The sequence below is a fragment of the Propionicimonas sp. genome, from assembly GCF_047606205.1.
Taxonomy (GTDB): domain Bacteria; phylum Actinomycetota; class Actinomycetes; order Propionibacteriales; family Propionibacteriaceae; genus Propionicimonas.
This window is the reverse complement of the sequence record NZ_JASGES010000240.1, coordinates 1-20,965: the sequence shown is the minus strand read 5'-3', so window position 1 is coordinate 20,965 and position 20,965 is coordinate 1. Positions and strand designations below refer to the sequence as shown.

General features: G+C 69.0%; 22 protein-coding genes and 1 tRNA gene. 9 read left to right on the top strand and 14 right to left on the bottom strand.

All coding sequences use genetic code 11. The features are described from left to right. Nucleotides 1-371: 371 nt before the first annotated feature. Together QM633_RS15035 and QM633_RS15030 are read right to left on the bottom strand one after the other, a co-directional pair. The gene (locus QM633_RS15035; protein ID WP_415154579.1) at nucleotides 372-947 is read right to left on the bottom strand and encodes a hypothetical protein; all 576 of its coding nucleotides are present in this window, start codon (nucleotides 945-947) and stop codon (nucleotides 372-374) included. 20 nt (nucleotides 948-967) lie between these two features. Beyond that, entirely contained in the window at nucleotides 968-1,492 is a 525-nt protein-coding gene (locus QM633_RS15030; RefSeq protein WP_415154578.1) for a hypothetical protein, read from the bottom strand. Between the two features lie 144 nt (nucleotides 1,493-1,636). On the opposite strand from QM633_RS15030, the gene QM633_RS15025 reads away from it, so the two are divergent. The 3 genes from QM633_RS15025 (at nucleotide 1,637) to QM633_RS15015 (ending at nucleotide 4,859) form a co-directional block, all read left to right on the top strand. Further along, a complete protein-coding gene (locus tag QM633_RS15025) occupies nucleotides 1,637-2,815 on the top strand; it encodes a sensor histidine kinase (protein WP_415154577.1) in 1,179 nt (392 codons plus the stop codon). Next, on the top strand, nucleotides 2,812-3,471 hold the full coding sequence (locus tag QM633_RS15020) for a response regulator transcription factor (protein ID WP_415154576.1): 660 nt from the start codon (nucleotides 2,812-2,814) through the stop codon (nucleotides 3,469-3,471). The genes QM633_RS15025 and QM633_RS15020 overlap by 4 nt, the downstream gene beginning before the upstream one ends. Nucleotides 3,472-4,100: 629 nt before the next feature. Beyond that, complete coding sequence (locus QM633_RS15015) at nucleotides 4,101-4,859, top strand: hypothetical protein (RefSeq protein WP_415154575.1); 759 nt, start codon at nucleotides 4,101-4,103, stop codon at nucleotides 4,857-4,859. Between the two features lie 12 nt (nucleotides 4,860-4,871). On the opposite strand, the gene QM633_RS15010 is transcribed toward QM633_RS15015, so the two are convergent. Further along, entirely contained in the window at nucleotides 4,872-5,558 is a 687-nt protein-coding gene (locus QM633_RS15010) for a type 1 glutamine amidotransferase domain-containing protein (RefSeq protein WP_415154574.1), read from the bottom strand. Further along, nucleotides 5,555-6,202, bottom strand: coding sequence for a TetR/AcrR family transcriptional regulator (locus QM633_RS15005; RefSeq protein ID WP_415154573.1), 648 nt, complete (start codon nucleotides 6,200-6,202; stop codon nucleotides 5,555-5,557). The genes QM633_RS15010 and QM633_RS15005 overlap by 4 nt, the downstream gene beginning before the upstream one ends. A 53-nt stretch (nucleotides 6,203-6,255) precedes the next feature. Between QM633_RS15005 and QM633_RS15000 the strand changes: the two genes are divergently transcribed. Further along, complete coding sequence (locus QM633_RS15000; protein ID WP_415154572.1) at nucleotides 6,256-7,194, top strand: NAD-dependent epimerase/dehydratase family protein; 939 nt, start codon at nucleotides 6,256-6,258, stop codon at nucleotides 7,192-7,194. Between the two features lie 116 nt (nucleotides 7,195-7,310). On the opposite strand, the gene QM633_RS14995 is transcribed toward QM633_RS15000, so the two are convergent. Then, nucleotides 7,311-7,745 (bottom strand): DUF6069 family protein, encoded by a 435-nt coding sequence (locus tag QM633_RS14995; protein ID WP_415154571.1) that lies wholly within the window; start codon nucleotides 7,743-7,745, stop codon nucleotides 7,311-7,313. A gap of 91 nt (nucleotides 7,746-7,836) precedes the next feature. Here QM633_RS14995 and QM633_RS14990 point away from each other — a divergent pair, with 91 nt between their 5' ends. Together QM633_RS14990 and QM633_RS14985 are read left to right on the top strand one after the other, a co-directional pair. Beyond that, complete coding sequence (locus tag QM633_RS14990) at nucleotides 7,837-8,442, top strand: TetR/AcrR family transcriptional regulator (protein ID WP_415154570.1); 606 nt, start codon at nucleotides 7,837-7,839, stop codon at nucleotides 8,440-8,442. A gap of 114 nt (nucleotides 8,443-8,556) precedes the next feature. Next, nucleotides 8,557-9,774, top strand: coding sequence for a carbamoyl-phosphate-synthetase (locus QM633_RS14985; RefSeq protein WP_415154569.1), 1,218 nt, complete (start codon nucleotides 8,557-8,559; stop codon nucleotides 9,772-9,774). Between the two features lie 86 nt (nucleotides 9,775-9,860). On the opposite strand, the gene QM633_RS14980 is transcribed toward QM633_RS14985, so the two are convergent. The 8 genes from QM633_RS14980 to QM633_RS14945 form a co-directional block, all read right to left on the bottom strand. Beyond that, nucleotides 9,861-10,652: a carbohydrate ABC transporter permease gene (locus tag QM633_RS14980; protein ID WP_415154568.1), complete on the bottom strand. Its 792-nt coding sequence runs from the start codon at nucleotides 10,650-10,652 to the stop codon at nucleotides 9,861-9,863. Nucleotide 10,653: 1 nt separating this feature from the next. Further along, nucleotides 10,654-11,580 carry a carbohydrate ABC transporter permease gene (locus QM633_RS14975; RefSeq protein ID WP_415154567.1) on the bottom strand — a complete coding sequence of 309 codons (927 nt, stop codon included), beginning with the start codon at nucleotides 11,578-11,580 and terminating at the stop codon, nucleotides 10,654-10,656. 50 nt (nucleotides 11,581-11,630) lie between these two features. After that, a complete protein-coding gene (locus QM633_RS14970) occupies nucleotides 11,631-12,929 on the bottom strand; it encodes an ABC transporter substrate-binding protein (RefSeq protein ID WP_415154566.1) in 1,299 nt (432 codons plus the stop codon). Between the two features lie 100 nt (nucleotides 12,930-13,029). Further along, nucleotides 13,030-15,006: an ADP-ribosylglycohydrolase family protein gene (locus QM633_RS14965; protein ID WP_415154565.1), complete on the bottom strand. Its 1,977-nt coding sequence runs from the start codon at nucleotides 15,004-15,006 to the stop codon at nucleotides 13,030-13,032. Then, nucleotides 15,003-16,034 (bottom strand): LacI family DNA-binding transcriptional regulator, encoded by a 1,032-nt coding sequence (locus QM633_RS14960; protein ID WP_415154564.1) that lies wholly within the window; start codon nucleotides 16,032-16,034, stop codon nucleotides 15,003-15,005. The genes QM633_RS14965 and QM633_RS14960 overlap by 4 nt, the downstream gene beginning before the upstream one ends. A 336-nt stretch (nucleotides 16,035-16,370) precedes the next feature. Next, the gene (locus tag QM633_RS14955) at nucleotides 16,371-16,742 is read right to left on the bottom strand and encodes a thiol-disulfide oxidoreductase DCC family protein (RefSeq protein ID WP_415154563.1); all 372 of its coding nucleotides are present in this window, start codon (nucleotides 16,740-16,742) and stop codon (nucleotides 16,371-16,373) included. Between the two features lie 26 nt (nucleotides 16,743-16,768). Continuing rightward, complete coding sequence (locus QM633_RS14950; RefSeq protein WP_415154580.1) at nucleotides 16,769-17,539, bottom strand: maleylpyruvate isomerase family mycothiol-dependent enzyme; 771 nt, start codon at nucleotides 17,537-17,539, stop codon at nucleotides 16,769-16,771. Nucleotides 17,540-17,625: 86 nt separating this feature from the next. Then, the gene (locus QM633_RS14945; RefSeq protein WP_415154562.1) at nucleotides 17,626-18,042 is read right to left on the bottom strand and encodes a hypothetical protein; all 417 of its coding nucleotides are present in this window, start codon (nucleotides 18,040-18,042) and stop codon (nucleotides 17,626-17,628) included. A gap of 251 nt (nucleotides 18,043-18,293) precedes the next feature. On the opposite strand from QM633_RS14945, the gene QM633_RS14940 reads away from it, so the two are divergent. The 3 genes from QM633_RS14940 (at nucleotide 18,294) to QM633_RS14930 (ending at nucleotide 20,422) form a co-directional block, all read left to right on the top strand. Continuing rightward, nucleotides 18,294-19,733 (top strand): SMI1/KNR4 family protein, encoded by a 1,440-nt coding sequence (locus QM633_RS14940; RefSeq protein WP_415154561.1) that lies wholly within the window; start codon nucleotides 18,294-18,296, stop codon nucleotides 19,731-19,733. A gap of 126 nt (nucleotides 19,734-19,859) precedes the next feature. Beyond that, nucleotides 19,860-20,063: a CopG family transcriptional regulator gene (locus QM633_RS14935; RefSeq protein WP_415154560.1), complete on the top strand. Its 204-nt coding sequence runs from the start codon at nucleotides 19,860-19,862 to the stop codon at nucleotides 20,061-20,063. Then, nucleotides 20,060-20,422 carry a type II toxin-antitoxin system death-on-curing family toxin gene (locus QM633_RS14930; protein WP_415154559.1) on the top strand — a complete coding sequence of 121 codons (363 nt, stop codon included), beginning with the start codon at nucleotides 20,060-20,062 and terminating at the stop codon, nucleotides 20,420-20,422. Before QM633_RS14935 ends, QM633_RS14930 begins: the two co-directional genes overlap by 4 nt. A gap of 418 nt (nucleotides 20,423-20,840) precedes the next feature. On the opposite strand, the gene QM633_RS14925 is transcribed toward QM633_RS14930, so the two are convergent. Beyond that, nucleotides 20,841-20,911 (bottom strand) — tRNA-Gly (locus QM633_RS14925). Nucleotides 20,912-20,965 lie beyond the last annotated feature (54 nt).

Sequence of the window (20,965 nt, the reverse complement as noted above, 5' to 3'; positions counted from 1 at the left end):
CTTCTCGGTCCACCAACCCCAGACCGAGCAACGGACGGACCAAGTCAGGAACCGTCCCCTATTCAGCCCAGAACCCGACCAACCAACCCGGACCGAGTCGGGGTCGGTTCCCTTCTCGGTCCACCAACCCCAGACCGAGCAACGGACGGACCAAGTCAGGAACCGTCCCCGATTCAGTCCCTAACACCGGACGGACCGAGTCAGGAACCGTCCCCTATTCAGCCCAGAACCCACCTCCCAGCACCCGAAAGGACGGGACCTGGCCGTGCAGCGGGTCGGGCAGGGTCCCGGGTTCGTGCCGGCCGTGGGGACCGGCTGCCGAGAGGCGGGTCGCCGGACTCATCGGTGCGGCCGGTCGGGTCTGCTCGCGCTCAGGCAAGCAGGCGTGCGGCCTGGTCGCAGGCGTCGTAGACGATCTCGTACTGCTGGTCGATCAGGGGGGCGGTCTGTGCGGTCTTGCGGGTCCTGACCTTTCCGTGGGCCAGATAGCCGGCGAGCCAGCCGAGCAGCCCGACCATGCCCAGGGGGATGGACAGGAGCCACAGATCGGCCTGGATCGCGAAGACGGAACCGGCCAGCAGACCGGACCCGATGACCCCGAACCCGAGCGCGGTGGCGACGGCCGCACTCGTGCGGGAGCTCTCCAGGTCCCGGATCGCCTCGAGGGCGTTCTCGGCCTTGCGCTGGAGCTCGTTCACCAGGGGACGGTTGCGGATCCGCCGGTCGCGCTTGAGCTTGATGGTGACCTGGTTCGGGTTCGGAGTGCCGCCGCTGAGCACACCGGCGGTGCTGGTCTCGACGATCCAGCCGAAGCCGCGGTAGGTGTCCTTGTAGAGGGCTTCGAGGTCGCGCCCGGCCTGGACGGTGAGGTACTCGTAGGCGACGTAGTCGCCGGAGACCGGGTAGTCCGGTGGGGTTTCGGGGATGGACGTCGGTTCACTGGTCATGGCTGTGTCTGCGTTGGCGATCAGGCGGCCATGAGCCGGGCGGCCTGCTCGCCGGCGGCGTAGACGGTTTCGTACTCGCGGTCGATCAGCGGAGTGACCCTGGCCACCCGGTTGGCCTTGACCCGGCCGTGGGCGAACCACCCGGCCGCCCAGCCCGCGAGCCCGACCACACCGAGCGGGATGCCGAGCAACCACAGGTTGGCGGTGATGGCGAACACCGAGCCGGCCAGGAACGCGGAGCCGATGATGCCGGCGGTGAGGGCGGCGGCGAGCGGAGCGGTCTGCGTGGAGTGCTCGAGGCTGGCGATGGTGGCCAGAGCCTGTTCGGCGCTGCGCTGCTGCTCGAGAACGGCGGCGCGGTTGTTGATCCGGCGATCGCGCTTGAGCTTGAGGGCGACGGTGGCGGGGTTCGGGATGCCGGCCGCGTAGCCCTCGATGACGTAGCCGAGGTTGCGGTAGGTGTCCTTGTAGAGCGGCTCCAGCTCGCGGTCGACCTGGATGGTCAGGTACTCGTAGGGGACGAAGTCGGCGATCGTCTCGGTCATGGTGTTCTCCTCCGGTGCGGTGTGGTCGATCAGGACACGTCGATCCTCCCGGGCCGGGCCCGTCCCCGAATCGTCCGGGCGGACGGACCTGGCCTACTGCGTTGGGAGTACGTCCCCGCCGCGGCCGGATGCGACGATGAAGCGGTGACGACGACCCCTCTGCCCGCCGCACGGGCGCGCGCTCCGTTGTGGGTGCGCGGCACCCGGGCGCTGGAGGTGGCAGCGCTCGTGGTGATCGGGATCGCTGTGCTGGTGGAGTTCGTGATCGCCGCTACCCGGTCCAGCCCCGCCGGGTTCGCCTCTGCGGCGGTGATCGCGGCCGGTGTGGTGGTTGGCTACCGGTGCCGGCCCTGGGCGGGCCTGGCCCTGGTCGCGGTCGCTCCCGTGGTGGCGGCCGTGACGGGCTGGTTGCCGATCCACAACTGGTCGATCGCCTGTTTCGCCGGTTTCCTGTTCGCGTTGCGTGGCCTGCCTGGCCTGCCGACCGGGCTCGTGGTCGGGGTGGCGAACCTGGCGTCCGTCGGCTGGTACTACCAGACGCTGTCGATCCACACGAACGCCGAGGCGTCGATCGCAGCGGCCGCGGCGTTGGCGCTGGCCGCGACCGGGAGCGCGATCCACAGCCAGCGGCTCTACACCGCGGAGCTGGAACAGCGCTCCCGCGAGGCCATCGCCACCCGGGAGGCGGCGGTGGACCGCAGCGTCGCCCAGGAACGTCTCCGCATCGCCCGCGACCTTCACGACAGCATTGGGCACGAGATCGCGGTGGTGAGCATGCACCTGGGTGCGGCCGAGGTCCACCTGGCCACCGATCCCGCCGCCACTGCCGCCGATCTGGACGCCGCGCGCGCGGGCGTCCGGTCGGTGCTGCGGGAGACCCAGGACATCCTGCGAGTGCTGCGAGTCGGCGAGGAGGGCGCCAGCCTCGCCCCCACCCCCAACCATGGCCGGGTCGCCGCTCTCGTCGAGTCGTACCGGGCCGCCGGGCTCGACATCGACGCCGAGCTGTCGGGCTTCGACCGGCCCCTGCCCACGGGCACGAGCACGGCGGTGTTCCGGATCGTCCAGGAGTCCCTCACCAATGCCGAGCGGCACGGCGAGGGCCCGGTGTCGCTGCGCGCGGACGTCGGCGAGCGGTCGGTCGTGGTCGAGGTCGTGAACCTCCGCCGCACCGACGGTCGCGACACCTCCGGAGGCGGCAGGGGTCTGGTCGGGATGCGGGAGCGCGCCGAGTCCGCCGGCGGACAGCTGGTCACCCGTGACGACGGCCGGATCTTCTCCGTCCGGGCCGAACTCCCCACCCTCGAACAGGAGGACTCGTGATTACGGTGCTGCTCGTGGACGACCAGGAGATGATCCGCACCGGGCTGCGGACCATCATCGACGCCCACCCTGGCCTGGAGGTCGTCGCGGAGACCGGGGACGCGCTCGCGGCGCTGCGGCTGCTGGAGACGACTCCGGTCGACGTGGTGCTGATGGACATCCGTATGCCCGGCATCGACGGGGTCGAGGGCACCCGCCGGATCCGCCGCGCGTACCCTCCGGAGAAGGTCCGCATTCTCGTCCTGACCACTTTCGACCAGGACGAGAACGTTCTGGCCGCCGTCCGTGCCGGCGCTGACGGCTTCTTCAGCAAGGGAGCCAGCCCTGCCGAGCTCACCGCCGGCATCCTGCGGGTCGCCGAGGGCGGCCGGGCGATGTCGCCGACCGCGGTCGAGGCGCTGTTCGACCATGTCGCCGAGGACAAGGGCGCGCCGTCCGATCCCAGCGTCGCGGAGCTGTTCACCCAGCTGACGCCCCGGGAACGGGAGATCGTCCGGGCCGTTGTCGCCGGGCTGGACAACAGTCAGATCGCCGCCGAGTTGTACCTGTCGCCCTTCACGGTCAAGACCCATGCGAACCGGGCCATGATGAAGGTCGGTGCCCGCGACCGGGCGCAGCTGGTCTCGCTGGCGGTGCTGGCCGGCATCCGGCCCTGATCCAGACGCCGCCGGCGTCCGGGTCACGCACCGGCCGAGCCTGGTCGGTGCGCACGGCAGGGCCGACCCCGTGCGGGCCGGCCCTGTCGTCGTCCTGAGCGACGCCAGGACGTGCGGTGGCGATCAGTGCGTGCGCTTGCTGGCCTGCCGGATGATCCCGACGACGACGGCCAGGACGACGACGACGCCGACGATGAGCCAGACGATGGTGGCGGTGGACATGGATGGTTCCTTTCGGTTGGTGAGGATGGTTGACCTGACGGGGCCTGCTGACGCGCCGCCGCGGTCAGGTCGTGGCGTCGGCTTTGTACCGTGCCCTGGCCACGATCGCGGCGATCACACCGGCGACTGCGACCACGGATGCGATGACCTTGGTGCGGGTGGACATCTCGTCCCCTTTCGTCGACCTGCCTGCTGTGGTTCCAGCACGATCAGCCTCCCAATCGAGGCTGCGAATTTCGTCGTCCAGACGGATCGCCCTGCTACCGCACCCGCAGTACGGCGAACTACTCCGCAGGGACGTTTCCTGCCCCCCGACCGGTACCCGACTATGGGCGCCATGCCCATCACAGCGATCAGTCCGAGCCACCGGTGCGCCGGCAGACCTGCCGCCGACGACGTCTTTCACCGTGAGTGAGGGCCGGACTCCGGGCAGGTTCGGCGTCGACTGGCGCGACCTGCGCGACCGCAGCATGTTCTTCGCACGCTGGTCGATCGGCGCAAGCCTGGCCATGGCCACCTGGAAGGTCGGTGCCGCGATCCTCACCGGCACGTCGCTGTTCTGGCTGGTGAACGCCGCGTTCAGCCTCGGCATCGCCGCCGCGAAGTACCTGGCTGTCGCCACCCATCGCCGTCTCGCGACGCGCGGCGGGCAACGGGGCGATCCGGACGTGCAGCACCGCCGCATCTACCGTGCGGCGGGCGGCACCATCCTGGTTCTGGCCGGCGCGTACGTCGCCTGCTGCCTCGCCATGCTGAGGTCACCAGCCAGTCAGCGCTTCGACCAGTACACCGCCATCGGCATCGCCACGGCGACCTTCACCGAACTCGGGCTCGGTGTGCACGGGCTCGTCTCGGCGCGCCGCAGTGCCGACCTGCTCGTGGAGGTGGTGAAGCTCAGCAGTCTCGCCGGGGCGCTCGTGCTGCTCGTCCTCACCCAGACGGCCCTGATCTCCCTGAGCCAGTCGGACGCCGGCAGCTACACCGCACTCGCCGGGACGGCCTTCGGCGCGCTCGCCGCCCTGATCGGCCTCTACATGGTCACCCGCCGGCTGCCGACACCGGGCGGCGGAGCGGAAGCGGTCGCGGACGTGCCCGACGACGCCCGGTCCCGGAGCGGGCACGATGGCCACGCTCACGGCACCGAGACCTGGCCGCGCGTCCCGTGAGGTGCCCTCCGGCTACGCGAGGACGGCGGCCACCCGCTGTGCGGTCGCCTTCGCCGAGCCGGGGTTCTGTCCGGTCACGAGCCGGCCGTCGGTCACGACGTGGGAGACAAACGGCAGCAGTGCCTTGTGATAATGGGCGCCGCGCTTCTTCATCTCCTCCTCGGCGTTGTAGGGGACGAGCTTGTCGACCCCGGCGAGCACCTCCTCCTGCCAGGCGAAGCCGGTGACCTCACGGCCGGCGACCAGGAGCTCGCCGTCGGAGAGCTGGGTGTTGAGCAGGCCGCAGTAGCCGTGGCAGACAGAGGAGACGACACCGCCGCGCTCCCAGATCTCGCGGGTGATCCGTTGCAGCGGCTCGCTGTCGGGGAAGTCGTACATGACGGCGTGGCCGCCGGTGAAGTAGATGGCGTCGAAGTCCGCTGAGGAGAGCTGCTCGGGGCTGGCCGTGTTCGCCAGGAGCGCCATTCGGGCCGGATCGGTGTGCCGGGCCTTGGCGTTCCGGTCGTAGGTGGGGAATTTCAGCGACCGCGGCTCGAGCGGGGAGGCGCCGCCGTGCGGGCTGACGATGGTCTGCTCGAACCCGTGCTCGGCAAAGACGTCCCAGGCGTGGGTGAGTTCGGACAGCCACAACCCGGTGGGGTGGGCCGGGTCGTCGTAGTGGCCCACATTGGTGACCACGTGGAGGATGTGCCTGCTCATGAGGGGAACTCCTTGCCGGAAGAGGGGACGGGGACGGGACATCTGGTGAGGGCGGGAGCCGGCGGGGGCACCGGCATTGCGAAGAGGGCCCGGACCGAAGAGCGGACGCGGTCGCCGACCTCGCTGGCAGGTTCGGAACGCAGCTTGCCGTCGAGGTGGAGGAAGGCCAGGCCGTGCGCCGTGGCCCACAGCGCCGTCGACAGGGCCGGCACATCCGCCTGGGGGAAGAGCCGCGCGATGACCCCCTCCAGCAGGGTGTGCAGACGCCCGGCCGCCTGCACCCGCTCGTCGTCGGTGTGGTCGCACTCGTTGCCGAACATGAGCCGGAAGACGGCCGGGCGGCGCAGGGCGAAACCGATGTACGCCATCGCGAGGACCTCGACCACCGTGGCCGCCGGAGAGTCCTCGGGGACGCCGGCCAGAGCTGCGGCCAGGTCCGCGCGAAGCTCCCTGAAGCCCTCGACGGCGACCGCTGCGTCCAGTGCCTGCCGGCTGGCGAAATGCCGGTACGGGGCGGTCGGGGACACGTGTGCGCGGCGAGCCACGGCCCGCATCGAGAACGGCTCTCCCGTCTGCAGGCTCTCCATCGCTGCGCTCAGGAGGGCAGACCGGAGATCGCCGTGGTGGTAGCTCCTGCCGGCCATCGCGCTCCCTCCGTCCGCCGGTCGGTGATGTAAGCAGTGCTAACATAGCCTGGATGCAGACGATATTGGGAGCAGGCGGCCAGATTGCGGTCGAACTCGCGCGGGAGTTGAACCGCACCTCCACGAGCGGGCTGCGGCTGGTGAGCCGTCATCCCCGCAAGGTCAACGACTCCGACAGCCTGGCGAGTGCCGACCTGCTCGACGCCGCCCAGACCGCCGCGGCGGTCGAAGGCAGCCGGATCGTGTACTTCACCGCCGGGCTCCCGGCGGACACCGAGCTGTGGGAGCGCCAGTTCCCGGTGATGCTGCGCAATGCGCTGGACGCGGCCCGGGCGACGAACGCGAAGTTCGCCTACTTCGACAACACCTACATGTATCCCCAGGACGACCGGGTCCAGACCGAGGACACCCCCTTCGCGCCGGTGGGACGCAAGGGCAGGGTCCGGGCCGCGATGGCGTCCATGGTCCTGGAGGAGATGGCTCGGGGGGACATTCCCGTGCTGATCGCCCGGGCTCCGGAGTTCTACGGCCCGGGACGCACCCAGAGCTTCACCCACGCCCTGATCATCGACCGGCTCAAGGCGGGCAGAAGACCCCTCGTGCCGGTCCGCGACGACACCCGGCGCACCCTCATCTGGACGCCCGACGCGAGCCGCGCCCTCGCCGTCCTGGGCAACACCGAGGACGCCTTCGGCCAGGTCTGGCACCTGCCCGTCCGCGACGACCGGCCCACCTACCGGCAGTTCACCGCGATGGCGGCAGCGACCTTCGGGCGGCCCGCCCGCTACACGGTCCTCCCCCGCTGGGCGCTGAGCGCGGCAGGACTCTTCTCCGCTCCGGCGCGGGAACTCAGGGAACTGCTGCCCAGGTACCAGCACGACAACAACTTCGACTCCACCAGGTTCGTCACCCGGTTCCCCGAGTTCCGCATCACCACCCACAGCGAGGGACTCGAAGCCATCCGCCGCGAAGCCGCCGGCGCTCAGCGCTGATCCCGGGCCACGAAGACCAGGGACTCACGGCCACGGAGCCATCGGGGCGCCGCCGCGGCCGGGGCGGATCAGGTCCGGCCCGGTCGTCGGTTGGCCCGGCGCGCAGCCGGTCCGGATCAGTCGCGCACCGGGCCGGCCATGAGGTAGGCGGGCACGGCGACCGCCGCCACGACGACGTGCATCGCCATCAGGGTGAGCGCGGCACCCGTCGTCGTGCCGGGGATGAATTTCATCGTCGCGAGCAGTACGTCCGGGATGAAGGACGCGACCAGCACGATCGGGACGAGCATCGTCAAGGCCCGGCGCGGCCGCCTCGCGCGTCGGCTGATCGCCCGCCAGCCGAGCCAGCCCACGACCACGCCGAGCGCGCTGAACGCGCCGTAGACCGGCAGCGTGATGGGTGGGTAGGCCGGGTCGACGCCGGCCCGGGTCGCCACCAGGACCACCAGCGAGTTCACCAGAACCGCGACGACAGCCGCGGCGGACAGGACGCCGACGGTGCGGCCCACGGACAGCCGGGACCGGTCGGCGGGAACGGTCGATGTGGTCATGGGATCTCCTCACTCCGGACACGTTGCTTACGGAACTGATTGGTATCGAAACATTACGATACCTGGCAGTTCCGGTTTGTACAATGGGGCCATGACGTCGGAGCCGCGGGTGCCAGCGAGCGGCCGGCCCCGCAACCCCGCGCTGGACGACGCGATCCTGCGGGCGACCCAGGACCAACTGATCGAGCACGGGTTCGACGGGATGACCGTGGACGCGGTGGCGCGGGCTGCCGGCAGCGGCAAGGCCGCGGTCTACCGGAGGTGGCCGAGCAAGACCGCCTTGGTGGTCGCGTCCGTCCGGGCCCTCTACGCTCCGCCCACCGTCCCGGACACCGGCAGTCTTCGTGGCGATCTCGTGGCCTGCGCCCTTCACTACGGGCAGGCCGACGGACGGGCGGCTCTGGTGCTGGCCAGCGTGCTCGCCGAGCTCCCGCGCGCCCCGGAGCTGCGCACCGCAGCCTTCGACGCGATCGGCCGGCCGCCTGCCCTGGCCATGCGGACGGTCATGGAGCGCTGGCAGCAACGCGGTGCGATCGCTCCGGACGCGCCGATCGACCTGCTGGTCGGGATCATCCCCGCGCTCGCCTTTCGCACGGTGGCCTTCCGGCGCCGGCCGCTGGACACCCCGACCATCGTCGAAACCGTCGACCGGGTGCTGCTCCCCGCGCTCGGCGCGCCGTCGGTGGCCCCGACCTGACGCACCAGCGAGGGCGGCCCGCTCTTGACTGTGACGTTTCCCCCCGAACTCGGTGGACAACGTCACATCTTGTCGGCAATCGGCGCAGTCGGTCGCGGTCTAGCCTGAGCTGTTGTGAAGCGGACGCGCGTGTTGCTGTCGGAGGCGTCGTCGCTGACCGCCCGGGAATTCACGACCGTGCTCGGGCGATCGGGAGTGGAGGTCGAAGCGGTGAGCTCGGCCGGTCTGCCGCTGGTCCGCTTCAGCCGGTGGTGCCGCCGCGTCCATCGGGCCCCGGCGCCCTCCGAGGACCCGGAGGGCTATCTGCACCGGGTGGATGCGCTGATGGCGACCGGCGACTTCGACGCGCTTCTGCCCACCCACGAACAGGCCTGGCTGTTCGCCGCCGGTCGCGACCTGCTGCCGCACTCCCGCGTGGCCGTGGCCACCATCGATGCGTTCGACCAGGTGCAGTCGAAGACCGCGTTCGCGACCCTGCTGGACACTCTCGGGCTGCCGCAACCCGCCTGGCGACGGGTGCAGAGCGCGGGCGACCTGGAGGCGGTCGGCTTCCCCGTCTGGGTCAAGACGGCCTTCTCCACCGCCGGACGCGGTGTCGCCAGGGCGTCCGATCCGGAGCAGGCGCGGATGCTGTGGCGACGGTTCACGGCCGCCGCCCCTGCCGTCCCGGTGATGGTGCAGGCCTGCGCCGAGGGCCGGTACGCCCAGGTTCAGGGCCTCTTCGACCACGGACGACTCCTTGCCGGTGCGGTCAGCGAGCAGCTCGCCGTCGGTGCCGGGGGGAGCGCGGCCGCCCGGCTGAGCGTCGACCACCCGCACGCGATCGACGCGATCCGGACGCTCGGTGGCCACCTCGGCTGGCACGGGGGCCTCACGCTCGACTACCTGCACCTGAACGGGCACCCGTCGTTCATCGAATGCAACCCACGCACCATCGAGCCCGGCAACGCCGCCGCGGCCGGGGTCGATCTGCCGACGCTCACGATCGCCCTGACTCGGGGCGGCGACCTGCCCGAATTCCCCCTGCTCACCCGCGCCGGCGTCCGTACCCGCTCCACCATGGCGATCGCGCTCGGTGCCGCCGAACAGCGCCACACCCGCCGTGCGATCCTCGCCGCCCTGACCGCCTCGCTTCGCCGCATCCCTCCGCTCCAGGGCAGCACAGAGGTGCTCACACCTGTCCTTGCCGACCCGCCCTCGCTGATCCCCTTCGCCATCGCGGTCGGCACCGTCCTGGCCGGACCGGCCCGGGTGGCGTCCTTGGCGGGCGCCACGGTCGAGGCCTACGCGGTCACACCGTCCGCCCTCGAGCGCGTCCGGCCCGCCCGCTGACGCGCCGATCCCGACCGCGGACCGCCCGGCGCGGCGCAGAGCTCACCGCGATGCCGGAGCGCACGACCGGCCGAGCCGCGCTCGCGCTACTTCAGCGCACCGGCGGTGAGCCCGCGTTCGAAGAACTTCTGGAACGCGAGATAGGCGATCACGATCGGGAGGCACATCAGGACGAGTGCAGCGAAGATCTTCGGCACGTCCGACCCGTAGGTGGACGTGAAGTAGGTGGGGATCTGGGTCACCGCCTGCAACGACGTGTCCTGCAGGAAGAGCAGCGGGAGCAGGAACTCGTTCCAGGAGTTCAGGAACGCCCACACGATCACCACGGCGATGATCGGACGCGAGAGCGGAATGACGATCCGCGTGAGCGCTCCGAAGGATGTGGCTCCGTCGATGCGGGCGGCGTCGAGGAGTTCGTCGGGTATGCCCTTGATGAAGTTCCGCGCGAGCAGGATCGTCATGGGCAGCAGGACGGCCGTCAGCGGCACGATCACCGCAAGGAAGTTGTTGAACAGCCCGAAACGGCGCACCGTCATGAAGAGCGGCACGATCAGGGCGACGGCGGGCAGCATGAGACCCGCCAGGATGCCGGTGAAGATGAGTTCCCGGCCCCGGAACTCGAGCTTCCCCAGTGCGTAGCCGGCCAGCATCGTGCAGACGAAGACCAGCGCCACGGTTCCGATCGAGATCAGCAGGCTGTTGAACAGGAAGCGGACGAATGGCGTCTGGGTGAACACTGCGGCGTAGTTGGCCGCGGCCCCCGCTCCCTCGAAGCTGATCATGACGATCCACAGCAGTGGCAGCACGAACGGCAGGATGAGGACGGTCGCCAGCACCTGGTAGGCAACCCGGCTGCGCCACGTCGGTCGATGGAACATGTCAGTCCTCCCTGTCGAGCTTGTAGATCGTGGTCTGGACGAGTGTCAGCAGGAGCGCGAGGAGCAGCATCACGATCGACAGCGCCGCACCGTAGCCGACGTGGAACTGCATGATGCTCTGCTTGTAGATGTAGGTGGTCAGGAACTCGGTGCTGCGCCCCGGGCCACCGCCGGTGATCAGGAAGACGATGTCGAAGGTCTTCAGCGAACCGATCACACCGGTGAGCAGCAGGGTGAGGTGTGTCGGGCCGAGTTGCGGGATCACGACGTGGCGGATCGTCTGCCACGTGCCCGCACCGTCGAGCTGGGCAGCCTCCAGATGGCTCTGTTCGATCTGGGAGAGGGCGGCCTGATACAGAATGAAGCTGAAGCCCGTCCACTGGAAGATGTTCACTCCCGCGAGCGCATAGAGCGCAACGTTCGGGTCGGCGATCCACGCCTGCTGGAGCCAGCCCAGCCCGACCGCCGCGAGCACGTCGTTCACCTGCCCGTCCGGACGGAGGAACTGCCGGAAGGCTGTCGAGATGGCGGCCGGGGCGAGCACCACCGGAATGAAGACGAGTGCCTTGTAGATGCCGCGGCCCACGATCGGCCCGCTGAAGACCAGCGCGAGTCCGAGACCGAGCACCATCTGCACGCTGACGGTGATCGCGCCGAAGATGCCGATGTGCGACAGCGAGGCCCAGAAGATCGGATCACGCCCGATCTTGAGGTAGTTCGCGAGTCCGATCTGGTCCGGGTCCGGATCGATCCCGTTCCAGTCCAGGGTGGAGACCCACGCGTTGTAGAGGACGCCGAAGTAGATGACCCCGATGATGATCATCAGTGCGGGCAGCAGGTAGAGGTAGGCCGTGAGCTGGGATCGGCGCCGCGATCTGCTGGCGTGAGCGCCTCGGGCGCGCTGCCGAGGTGTTGCGGTCTGAATCATCTGTTCCTCCTGGGGGTGGCGCAGGAGGCGCGCCACCCCCGGGTCAATGGCTACTTTGCTGCGGCGATCGCTGCCTGCACGCTCGCTGCGGCATCAGCCGGGCTCTGCTGTCCCGAGGCCACGGCGGACAGCGCGTCGCCCAGTGCCGTCTTCACGTCGGCATTCTGGATCTCGCGCGCACCGATCATGCTCTTCAGCGCCGGGCCCTGAGCCTCCAGCGCAGTGACCTGCGCGGGCGTCTTGACATCGCTGAGGTCCAGCGGCACCGACGACAAGGCCGGCTGCTGCACGGTCTTCGCCATGATCGCCTGGCCCTCTTCCCCGGCAGTGAGCCAGGTGACGAAGGTCTCGGCCGCATCCTTGGCCGTGCTGGACGAAGAGACCGCAAACCCCACGTCGGGCCCCCCGAACAGCGTTCCGGTGCTTCCGCCGTCGACGACCTGCGGGAAGAAGTACGGCATGAACACGGTGTTCTTGTCGAAGCTGTCGCCATAGGTCGCGGCGTACTGCGCCAACCGGGCGTTCGTGGTGTCGGCGTTCTGCCAGGTGCCGTTGACCATCAACGCAGCTTCCCCCTTGTGGAACGCATCGTTGGCGTCCGGGTATGCGGTCGCGCCCAGTGCACCCTCCTGGAAGATCCCGTCGCTGAAGAACCCCTTCCAGATCTCGAACGCCTTCACGAACTCCGGGGACGAGAAGTCAGCCTCTCCGGCGAGAGCCTTGTAGAAGGTGCCCGGCGAGACCTGGTTGATGATCGACTGGTAGACGTCGATGTTCTGCCAGGCGTCCTTGGCACCTTGGACGATGCAGTACTTCTTGGCCTTCTTGACCGCCGCGCAGAACGACGTGAGCTCGGAGTAGTTCGTCGGCACGGTCAACTTCAGCGAGTCCACCAGCGTCTGGTTGGCCCAGATCAGGCCGCCACCGGTGATCATCCATGGCAGCGCGACCTGCTTGCCATCGACCTCGAGCTGGTCGGCTGCAGTGATCTTGGTCTTCCAGTCCTCGCCGAGTTTCGTGCTCATCGCGGGGGTGAGATCCTCGGCCAACGACGAGAACTGATTCGCCAGCGCACCCACCTGGAGACCGAACACATCCGGGCCTGAGCCCGACTGCAGCGCGAGCTGGGTCGTGTTGACATAGTCGGAGTACTGGATGAAGCGGATCTCCACCTTGATGTCGGGGTGGCTGGCTTCGAAGGCCTCGATGTAGGGCTTGGCGGTGTCCTCATCCGGATTCCACGACCAGAACTTGATGGTGGTTGGGCCGGCGGCCGAGGTCTGGGTAGTCGCGGGAGCGGTCGAGCACGCTGAGACAGCGAGCGTGGCCGCGATGGCAGCGGTGGCCATCGCCAAGAGGCGGCGGGGTTTAGGGAACATCATCGTCCTTTCATCGGGTTTTCTCTGGGAGAGGTCTGGCGCGGCATCAGCCGCTTCGGGGAGGGCCCGATCAGTCTTCGGCGTCGCCCCAGGGCAGCGCGGTCCTGTTCAGGTCGAACTGGTGATCGTTGAGCGGAGCGGTGCCCGAGAAGCCGAGGTGGAGTTGCGCCGCAGGGTGCCGTCCATCGTGGACCAGCTTCACCAGAACCTCGTTCCAGCCCTCTCGGAGGGTGGTGAACCCGCCGATGCCGTCCGCGGACTTCTGGTTCGGCCGGATCAGCCGATACTCGGTGTTCGAGCCGACCTCGACCCCGTTGACCCAGTAGCGGGTGGGGCAGCTGGGGTCGAGCACCACCCACACCTGCCGCTCGGTCGGCGAGTTGACGAAGGTCTGGAGGTAGAGCACTCCGGGCCGGTCGAAGCCGTCAGCGACCGGCTGCTCGTAGCCGTGCGCCCAGTGCTGGGTCCAGGCCCCGGGCCGGTGCCGGAGATCGCTGATCGCCAGATCGGCCTCCGGCGGGTACACCACGGCGAGCGGGTCTCCGGCGCCTGCCTCGAAGACCTCCGACAACCGTACGGCGAAGGCTCCGAGCAGGATGACCGGGACGGCCCGGGGGGCGGGACGCCCGGTGATGCCTGCGACCAGCTGGAGCGTGTTCACCTGCGCCACGTCCTGGGTGCCCGGCACGGCGAGGTGCCAGTCGACGGACTGCTCCCCTTGCGCCGGGATGACCAGGCGCTGGCTCTCCGGCGCGGCCCAGCCTGCGGGCACGGCGAGTTGGAGGCTCACCTCCAGTGGCTCCACACGGCGGTTCCGCAGCGTCGCAGCGAGCCGCTTGACGGTGCCCGGCACGACCACCGCACCCTCGCGGTAGTCGACCTCGATGTCCAGATCGGGTCCGGCGAAGGGCACGACATTCGGGCTGCGTCGGTGGAGTTCACGGATGCCGTCGTCGGCGTAGAGGTCCTCGAGCGTGATCTCGACCCTCGAGCCGGCCAGCAGTCCGTGATGGGTGAGGACGCGCCGCGCGGCAGCCCTGATCCGTTCCAGCAGGTCGTCGAGATTGTCGGGCACCGGGTTGGGGGTCACGTCGAGGTGCTTGACGCCACCCCAGTACTGATTGGTGGCGATGGTCCGACCGAGCGGTTCCACCCACTTCTGCGGCAGCCGCTCGCTGCCGTCGATGATGCCGAGGTAGCTTCCGATGGCAGCGCCTGAGGAGTCGGTGTCGTAGCCGCAGTTCACGGTGATGCAGATGCCCTCACCGAAGTCATGGCCGTAGAGCAGGCCGATCACCTGGAAGCCGGTGTTGATCGGCGAGTACTGGGCGTTGTAGTGCGGAGCGGCCTGCAACACCGCGCGGCGGGCCTCCTTCCAGTCGACCCCGCCGTCGAAGGCCCGCTTCGCAGCGACGACGGCACGGCGCACCATGCAGTCCTCAGGCACGTAGGACAGGGCGATGTCGATCAGGAGCTGCTTGTCCTGCACGACGAAGGCCGCCGACTCCAGGGCCGCGTTGAACAGCTCGCCGTAGACGCCTTCGCCGCCCGCATGGTCACAGATCGCGTCCTCGTAGGCATAGCGAGCAGCCAGCCGGGGAGCGCCAGGGGCAACGCAGGCCCAGATCTCCGAGCGGATCGGCGAGCCCATGCAATCGATGAACCAGTTGTTGTGGTGCCCGCTGAGTGGTGGTTCGAGCCCCCACTTGAGGTTGAGCTTCGACAACCCGTACTCGTCGAAGTTGTAGCCGATGTGGTCGAGCCAGTAGCGGGACAGGTCGCGGGCGGTGATGCCGGGCCCGACCTCCTCCAGCGCCTTCAGCCAGACCAACTGCATCTCCAGGTCGTCGTTGGGCAGGCCACCCTCCCTGAGCTCCGGGTACCACCACACGTCGAAAGGCTCGTCCTGACCCCACGCGGTCTCGAGCGGGGTGCCCAGGGTGCCGCCGGCATTCTTGCCCTGCCAGCACCCCAGGACGCGGTCAACGTAGTCGGGGCCGTCGATATCGATGGAGACGGTCTGCTTCGCCTCTTTGGCGATGGTCATCTGGATCCTTTCCTCATGGGGGACGTCTGTGTCGGGCGCGCGGTCGAGCCGCGAACCACGAGTCGGACCGGAAGCACCACTTCCTCGGAGGCGCGCTGCCGGTCCGAGCCGCGCAACCGACTGATCAGTAGCTCGACGGCGGCCTGGCCCATCGCCGCGAGCGGTTGGGCGACGGTGGTGAGCGGCGGCACGGAATGCGCTGCGAGGTCGACGTCGTCATAGCCGACGACCGCGAGCTGTCCGGGAACCGCCACGCCCCGCTCGTGCGCCGCCTGGATGACCCCGAGCGCGACCGCGTCGTTGGCCGCGAACACCGCGGTCGGAGGATTGGCGAGGGTGAACAGTGCGCTGAGCGCTGCGAAACCTCCGGCGCGGTTGAGTTCGCCCACCACGACCAGCTCAGGGTCGACCGGGACGCCCGCAGACGCCAGTGCATCCTCGTAGCCACGGTAACGGCCACTCGCCATCGAGGAACTCCCGACGTAGCCGATCCGGCGGTGGCCCAGGCCCACCAGGTGCTCGACCGCACTCACTGCTCCCGCATGCGTGTCCGACGTGACCAGATCGGTGACCTGCGGGCTGGTCCGAAGACCGATGCCCACGATCGGCAGCGTGGCCGCGGCCGCGACCAGTGCCTCGTTCAACGCGGCGCTCTCCGGTGGGGTGACGATGAGTCCGTCCACGCCGTGTGCCCGCATGCTCTCGATCGCTTCCAGGGAAATGCCGGGGTCGTTCATCGAGTCGCTGAGCACGAGACCATACCCGTGCTCACGGGCGTGCTGGCTCAGCGAGGAGGCGATCTCGGCGGTGAACGGGTTGCGCAGATCGGAGACGACAAAGCCGAGCAGACCGGTGTTCTTGGTCGTGAGGCTGGCAGCGGCGCGATTGGGGATGTAGCCCAGTTCGTCGATGGCCGCAGCAATCCTCGCCCGCGAGACCTCGCCGACGTAGCCGTTGCCGGTGAGATAGCGCGACACGGTGCCCATGGAGACTCCGGCACGCTCTGCCACGTCGTACGCAGTTACCACCTCACCACCTCATTGTGTAACCGGTTCCATATGGAACCGGTTACACACTAAGGCCCGGGATGAAACGTGTCAACCGGTTTCCGAAAGCATCCGCTGAGCCCGGGACGCCACGCATACTCCGGGGCTTGAGCGCGTGGAACCGTTGGTGACCGGCGGCCACGGCACGCCCTGGTGACCGCGAGGGACGGGACGCATCCGCGGGCGCGGTCGGCCCGGAGCGCTGAGGAGCGTGCGGGGCCGCTGCGCGACGAGTGCTCGCCGCCGAGTTCGACGGCAGCAAGCCGAGGCTGCGTCTTGTGGGGGCCGCCGCGCAGGGGTTCGGCGCTTGCCCTCACGTCATCGTCGGTGAGGCGGCAATGCGCATGCGGGGGACCCGCCGGGCAGGCGGTGCCGATTCGCTGCAACGAGGCGGTAGACGCCCGCGGCAACGCTGCGGATGAGCGGAAGTCGGAGGAACCTCCCCGCCAGCGAGTACGGGGGGCCGGCATGGACGAGCCACGCCGCGACGGCCCCCGCACCGCCCACGTGGCTGCCATCGGGCGAGACCCAGATGACCTCACGTTGTGCCTGCGCCGTCGTGATTCCGAGGTCAGCCAGGTCGAGGTACTGCCACGGCGACAGTCTCACGCTGGGAGCGTGGTGGCGATGCAGGCGCCGGGCCAGCCAGTCGACGCTCGTGGTGCAGAAGGCACAGTCCCCGTCGAACACGAGCCACGGAGCATCCCCGCCAGGATTCACACCGTCACGCTACCCGTCGTCGGTGAGCGACGTCGATCCTCCGCCTGACGTCGGGCCCGACCTGAACCCGGCGCCCGGCAAGGGCACGAGCGCTGCAGAGGAGGGCGCTCCACGGTGGTCCTGAGCGGGTCGTCAGGCGTCGGACGCTCGGCGGGACCGGTGCTGTCGGCGAGCGAGCCGGCCGGCCAGCACGGGCACCCCCGGGCCCTCCAGCTCTGCAATGGCGCTCGCCCGACCGGTGACCGCCATCGGTACGGCTTCGGCCGGCCCGCTGATCGCCGGCCCGGAGCCGTGACGCCAGTCCAGGTCGCTCGGAGCCAGGCGCACCCCTCTGCAGAGGTGCCAGGCCGGCAGTTCAGGGCTGCGTACAGCGTCGGCCAGCACGACCCGGAGACGATCGGCCGGGATCTGGCGCGGTGTGCCCAGGGGGCGGCGGATGTCCTGGTGGTGGATGGTGACATCGAGCAGGGCGAGCCTCCCGCCGAAGGTGGTGGCCAGGCCCGTGGCCGCAGCCGGTCCCGTAGCCGGTCCCGCAACTGCCCGGTACTCAGCGACGCGAGTTCGTCGACGCCGACCTGGTTGACGTCGACGAAGCGGGCGCGGACGGCACGGCGCAGCGTGCCGAGCAGGGTGACGTCATCGAAACTCAACACGTGTGCGACCACGTCGCGGACCCGCCAGCCCTCGCACAGCGACGCCGCCTCCCACTGCTCCGGCGTCAGCGTCGCCAGCAGGTCGGCAAGATCGCTGCGCTCAGCAGTGGCCATCTCGAGACCGTTCATTCCACCACTCCCCGGATGCGCCTCACCGGACGGGGCCCGTCCGCCATTCTGCCGCGCACGACTGCGGCGGATCAGGACGCTTCTGGGGCGGGCAGGTGGTCGAGAACGTTGGTGCGGGGAAGGTAGGCGACGCATCTCAGTGTGTGTGCCGCCTGGCGGAGCAGCAGGAAGTCGCTGACCAGGCTCACGCTGCCGGTGCCCTGGCTGAAGGTCCAGCTGATGGTGGCCAGCACCATCCGCTCCCCCACCGGCTGGGCGGCCACCGCGGCCACGGTGGTGCTCGACGTCGGTGCCGCCGAGACCGCCTGTGACCGGGCGGCCACGGCGGCGAGGAAGGCCTGGCGGGGCACCGGTGTCGTGCCCTCGGCTCCGAGGACGAGCACGGGGTCGGCGAGCAGGTCCTCGCTTGTCCCGGGCTCACCGAGACGTTCCCAGCGGGAGGCGAAGGTACGGATCAGGTCTTCGAGTCGATCGTCGTCAGCGTTCACCGATATCTCATACACCCGCGCCGCAGCCATGTCGAAATCACGGAGGCGGCGACCCGTCCTCGGATCGCTGGCCAACCCGGTCCAACCCTGGGCTCCCTGAACAAGACCGCCATGCGGCCAATCGACCTGCAGCCCCCGCGGCGACCTGGGATTGGGCAACAGCGCGGAGCGGCAAATGCGTGCGCTGTTGGCGTTGTTCCGCTCCTTCTCTTTGCCGGTGCGTGTGGCGGAAGCCCGCTAGCCTGCTGAGCATGGGAGAGGCCGCCGGCGAGGTTGCGGTGCTGGCTCGGCTGTGGGATGAGGCGGTGATCGCGCATCTGGAGCCGGAAGAGGTGGACACGATCGAGTCTGTGCTGCGTCCGGGCGCCTCGGAGCGTGAGCTGGTGGCGCTGGAGGCGAGGATCGGCACGGCGTTGCCGCCGTCGTTCCGGGCGTTTCTGGCGTTCTCGAATGGTGCGTGGTCCAAACCTGGCTGGAACGCGCCGCTGGTCCCGAATGAGAACCATCCCGAGGCTGGGCTGCTCACTGCCGAGCAGGTGGGATGGCTGATCGATCTGGACCCTCGTTTCCTCGAGATCTGGATGGACGCCGGGTGGGAAGAGGCCGACGATCTGAGTGACGAGGTGTACTTCGACTACTCCCGCCAGGACCAGGACCCGTGTGAGATCCGGGTCCGGGACATGCCGCACCTGTTGATGGTGTCGTGTTTCGACTGGGGATCGGCCGTCTTCCTCAACCCCACGGCCGTGTCGCCAGATGGTGAGTGGGAGGCGTGGGATTTCGCGAACAGCAACCCGGGCGCGTTCCGCTACCGCTCGTTCGCCGACCTGCTACGGGCCCAGCCGGGGATCATGGCCCGGGAGGACGCACAATTGGGCGAGACCGAAGCCCAACGTTCCGGCAAGGACGGCCAGGCCATCGATGCTGCGTTCGCCGCGCTCGAGTCCGGAGCGGACGCGGCCAACCCCGAACACCTCGAAACCCTGAATTACCTGGTCGATCCCGATGCTTGGTTCGGTCGGCTGGTCGCGCTCCTCTCAAGCCCGCAGGTTTCGGTGGTGCAGGCGGCGTTGCGTGGGATCGCCAGGGTGGAGACCCGCGAGGCGCTCGAGGTCGTCCTCGCGACAGTCGAGCACGACCCGTCGGCACCGATCACGGGCGTCGTGATGACCCGCCTGGTGAGCGACCCGGACCCGCGGGCCACCCAGGCCGCGCTGCGGCTGCTCGAGACCCAGCCTCACGCCGCGTTCAGCGTGCCCTGGACCGATGAAGGCAAGGATCTGATCTGGCAGGCCTGGGAGAACACCGGGCGGCCGTTCTGCCTGAAGGCCGCGGCAGAACGCTACGACCGCAGGGCGGTCGATCCGCTCTGCGCCCTGCTGCCTGATGCGTGCCTGACCACAGGCGAGCGCGGAGAACTGGCGCAGGCCGCGACCAATCTGCTGGACCCGCGGTTGGTTCCCGCGATGCTGGCTGCGGTCCGGCTGGGTGGCCCCCACCTCGGCAGCACCGTCGACTTCCTGATCGGTCTGGGTGCCCTCGACGAGGCCGAGTCGCTGATCACGCCGGAAGCCCTGGCAAGCCCGGAGGTATTCCGGTCCAGGCTCGAACAGGCCCGGCGCGAGATCGCCCGACGCCGCAACGGCTACCGCCCAATGGGAACACCCATCCCGACCCCACCACAGCCATAGACCACAGATCACCGACGCGAACTCCGCGGCGAAATGAGGGCGGTCGCGCTCGGGGGACCGGCAGCCAGATGCTGCCGTCACGCACCGCGGCATGATCGAGCGATACCAGAGTGGTATCATTGAGTCATGGCTATGACTCTGCGGCTGACTCCCGAGGACGAGCAGGCACTCACCCAGTTGGCTGAGGCCGAGGGCGTGAGTAAGCAGGAGGCGACCGTGCGCGCAATCCACGAGGCTGCCTCCCGGCGGCTGCGCCGCGACAAGGTCAGCGCGCTCTCGGCGGTGGCGCGGGATCGTTACGCGGACCTGCTCGACCGCCTCGGCCAGTGATCGAGTACCTCTCCCTGGAAGACGTACTGAGTCTCATCGAGGACCTGCGAGTGGGTCCGATCCGGGACATCGGCCTGCTCGACTCGGCGGTGCACCGGCCCCAGGTCAGCGTGTTCGGTGAGGATGCTTACCCCGGCATTGACGAGAAGGCTGCGGTCCTGCTGGAGTCCCTGGTCCGCAACCACGCCCTGGTCGATGGGAACAAGCGGGTCGGCTGGCTGGCCACCGTGGTGTTCTACGGACTCAACGACGTCATCCTCGAAGCCCCCGACGACGACGCCTACGACCTGGTCATCACACTCGCCACCGGCGCCACCACCCACCAGCGAGCGGCCGAACTCCTCGCGAAATGGCACTAGCCGACAGCGGCAGATCCGGATGTTCGGATTGAGAGTGACGTCTTGCCCCGAACTCGGTGGACAACGTCACTCGCTGATTCACCAGACGAGCATGTTTCCCCTGCCCGACGCGCAACTCTCGGCAGAAGCGGACGTTGCAGCAGCCGGCCTGGCGCATCGAGCAGGTGAGCGGTGGCGTCCCGGGGAGGCGGTGCGCGGCGGCGGCAGTTCAGTATCCACGCTGACGTTCCGCCCGGCCTGAGAAGCCCAGGTCGACCATTCGGACTAGTCAAGCGTCCTTTTTCGTCCCTAGGCGCCAACGGCCAGCCCATCCAGCGACACCTCAGACGTGCCCGCGGGTGACAGTTCCAGATGGCACGGTTCGGCTGAACCGGCACTGTTCGACTTCGAACTCAACCTTGGCTAGGCCATTCACCGGAGCGGATGACGGGAATCGAACCCGCACTGTCAGCTTGGGAAGCTGATGTTCTGCCATTGAACTACATCCGCGCTGCCCGCTCTCCCGAGCCGACGCGTGGAGCAGTCTAGCTGCAGCCGAGGGGG

Bases quoted from the DNA above. Each gene is read 5' to 3' on its own strand.
- QM633_RS15035 (WP_415154579.1), bottom strand. From the start codon at position 947: ATGACCAGTGAACCGACGTCCATCCCCGAAACCCCACCGGACTACCCG.
- QM633_RS15030 (WP_415154578.1), bottom strand. From the start codon at position 1,492: ATGACCGAGACGATCGCCGACTTCGTCCCCTACGAGTACCTGACCATC.
- QM633_RS15010 (WP_415154574.1), bottom strand. From the start codon at position 5,558: ATGAGCAGGCACATCCTCCACGTGGTCACCAATGTGGGCCACTACGAC.
- QM633_RS15005 (WP_415154573.1), bottom strand. From the start codon at position 6,202: ATGGCCGGCAGGAGCTACCACCACGGCGATCTCCGGTCTGCCCTCCTG.
- QM633_RS15000 (WP_415154572.1), top strand. From the start codon at position 6,256: ATGCAGACGATATTGGGAGCAGGCGGCCAGATTGCGGTCGAACTCGCG.
- QM633_RS14995 (WP_415154571.1), bottom strand. From the start codon at position 7,745: ATGACCACATCGACCGTTCCCGCCGACCGGTCCCGGCTGTCCGTGGGC.
- QM633_RS14990 (WP_415154570.1), top strand. From the start codon at position 7,837: ATGACGTCGGAGCCGCGGGTGCCAGCGAGCGGCCGGCCCCGCAACCCC.
- QM633_RS14980 (WP_415154568.1), bottom strand. From the start codon at position 10,652: ATGTTCCATCGACCGACGTGGCGCAGCCGGGTTGCCTACCAGGTGCTG.
- QM633_RS14975 (WP_415154567.1), bottom strand. From the start codon at position 11,580: ATGATTCAGACCGCAACACCTCGGCAGCGCGCCCGAGGCGCTCACGCC.
- QM633_RS14970 (WP_415154566.1), bottom strand. From the start codon at position 12,929: ATGGCCACCGCTGCCATCGCGGCCACGCTCGCTGTCTCAGCGTGCTCG.
- QM633_RS14965 (WP_415154565.1), bottom strand. From the start codon at position 15,006: ATGACCATCGCCAAAGAGGCGAAGCAGACCGTCTCCATCGATATCGAC.
- QM633_RS14950 (WP_415154580.1), bottom strand. From the start codon at position 17,539: ATGGCCACTGCTGAGCGCAGCGATCTTGCCGACCTGCTGGCGACGCTG.
- QM633_RS14940 (WP_415154561.1), top strand. From the start codon at position 18,294: ATGGGAGAGGCCGCCGGCGAGGTTGCGGTGCTGGCTCGGCTGTGGGAT.
- QM633_RS14935 (WP_415154560.1), top strand. From the start codon at position 19,860: ATGGCTATGACTCTGCGGCTGACTCCCGAGGACGAGCAGGCACTCACC.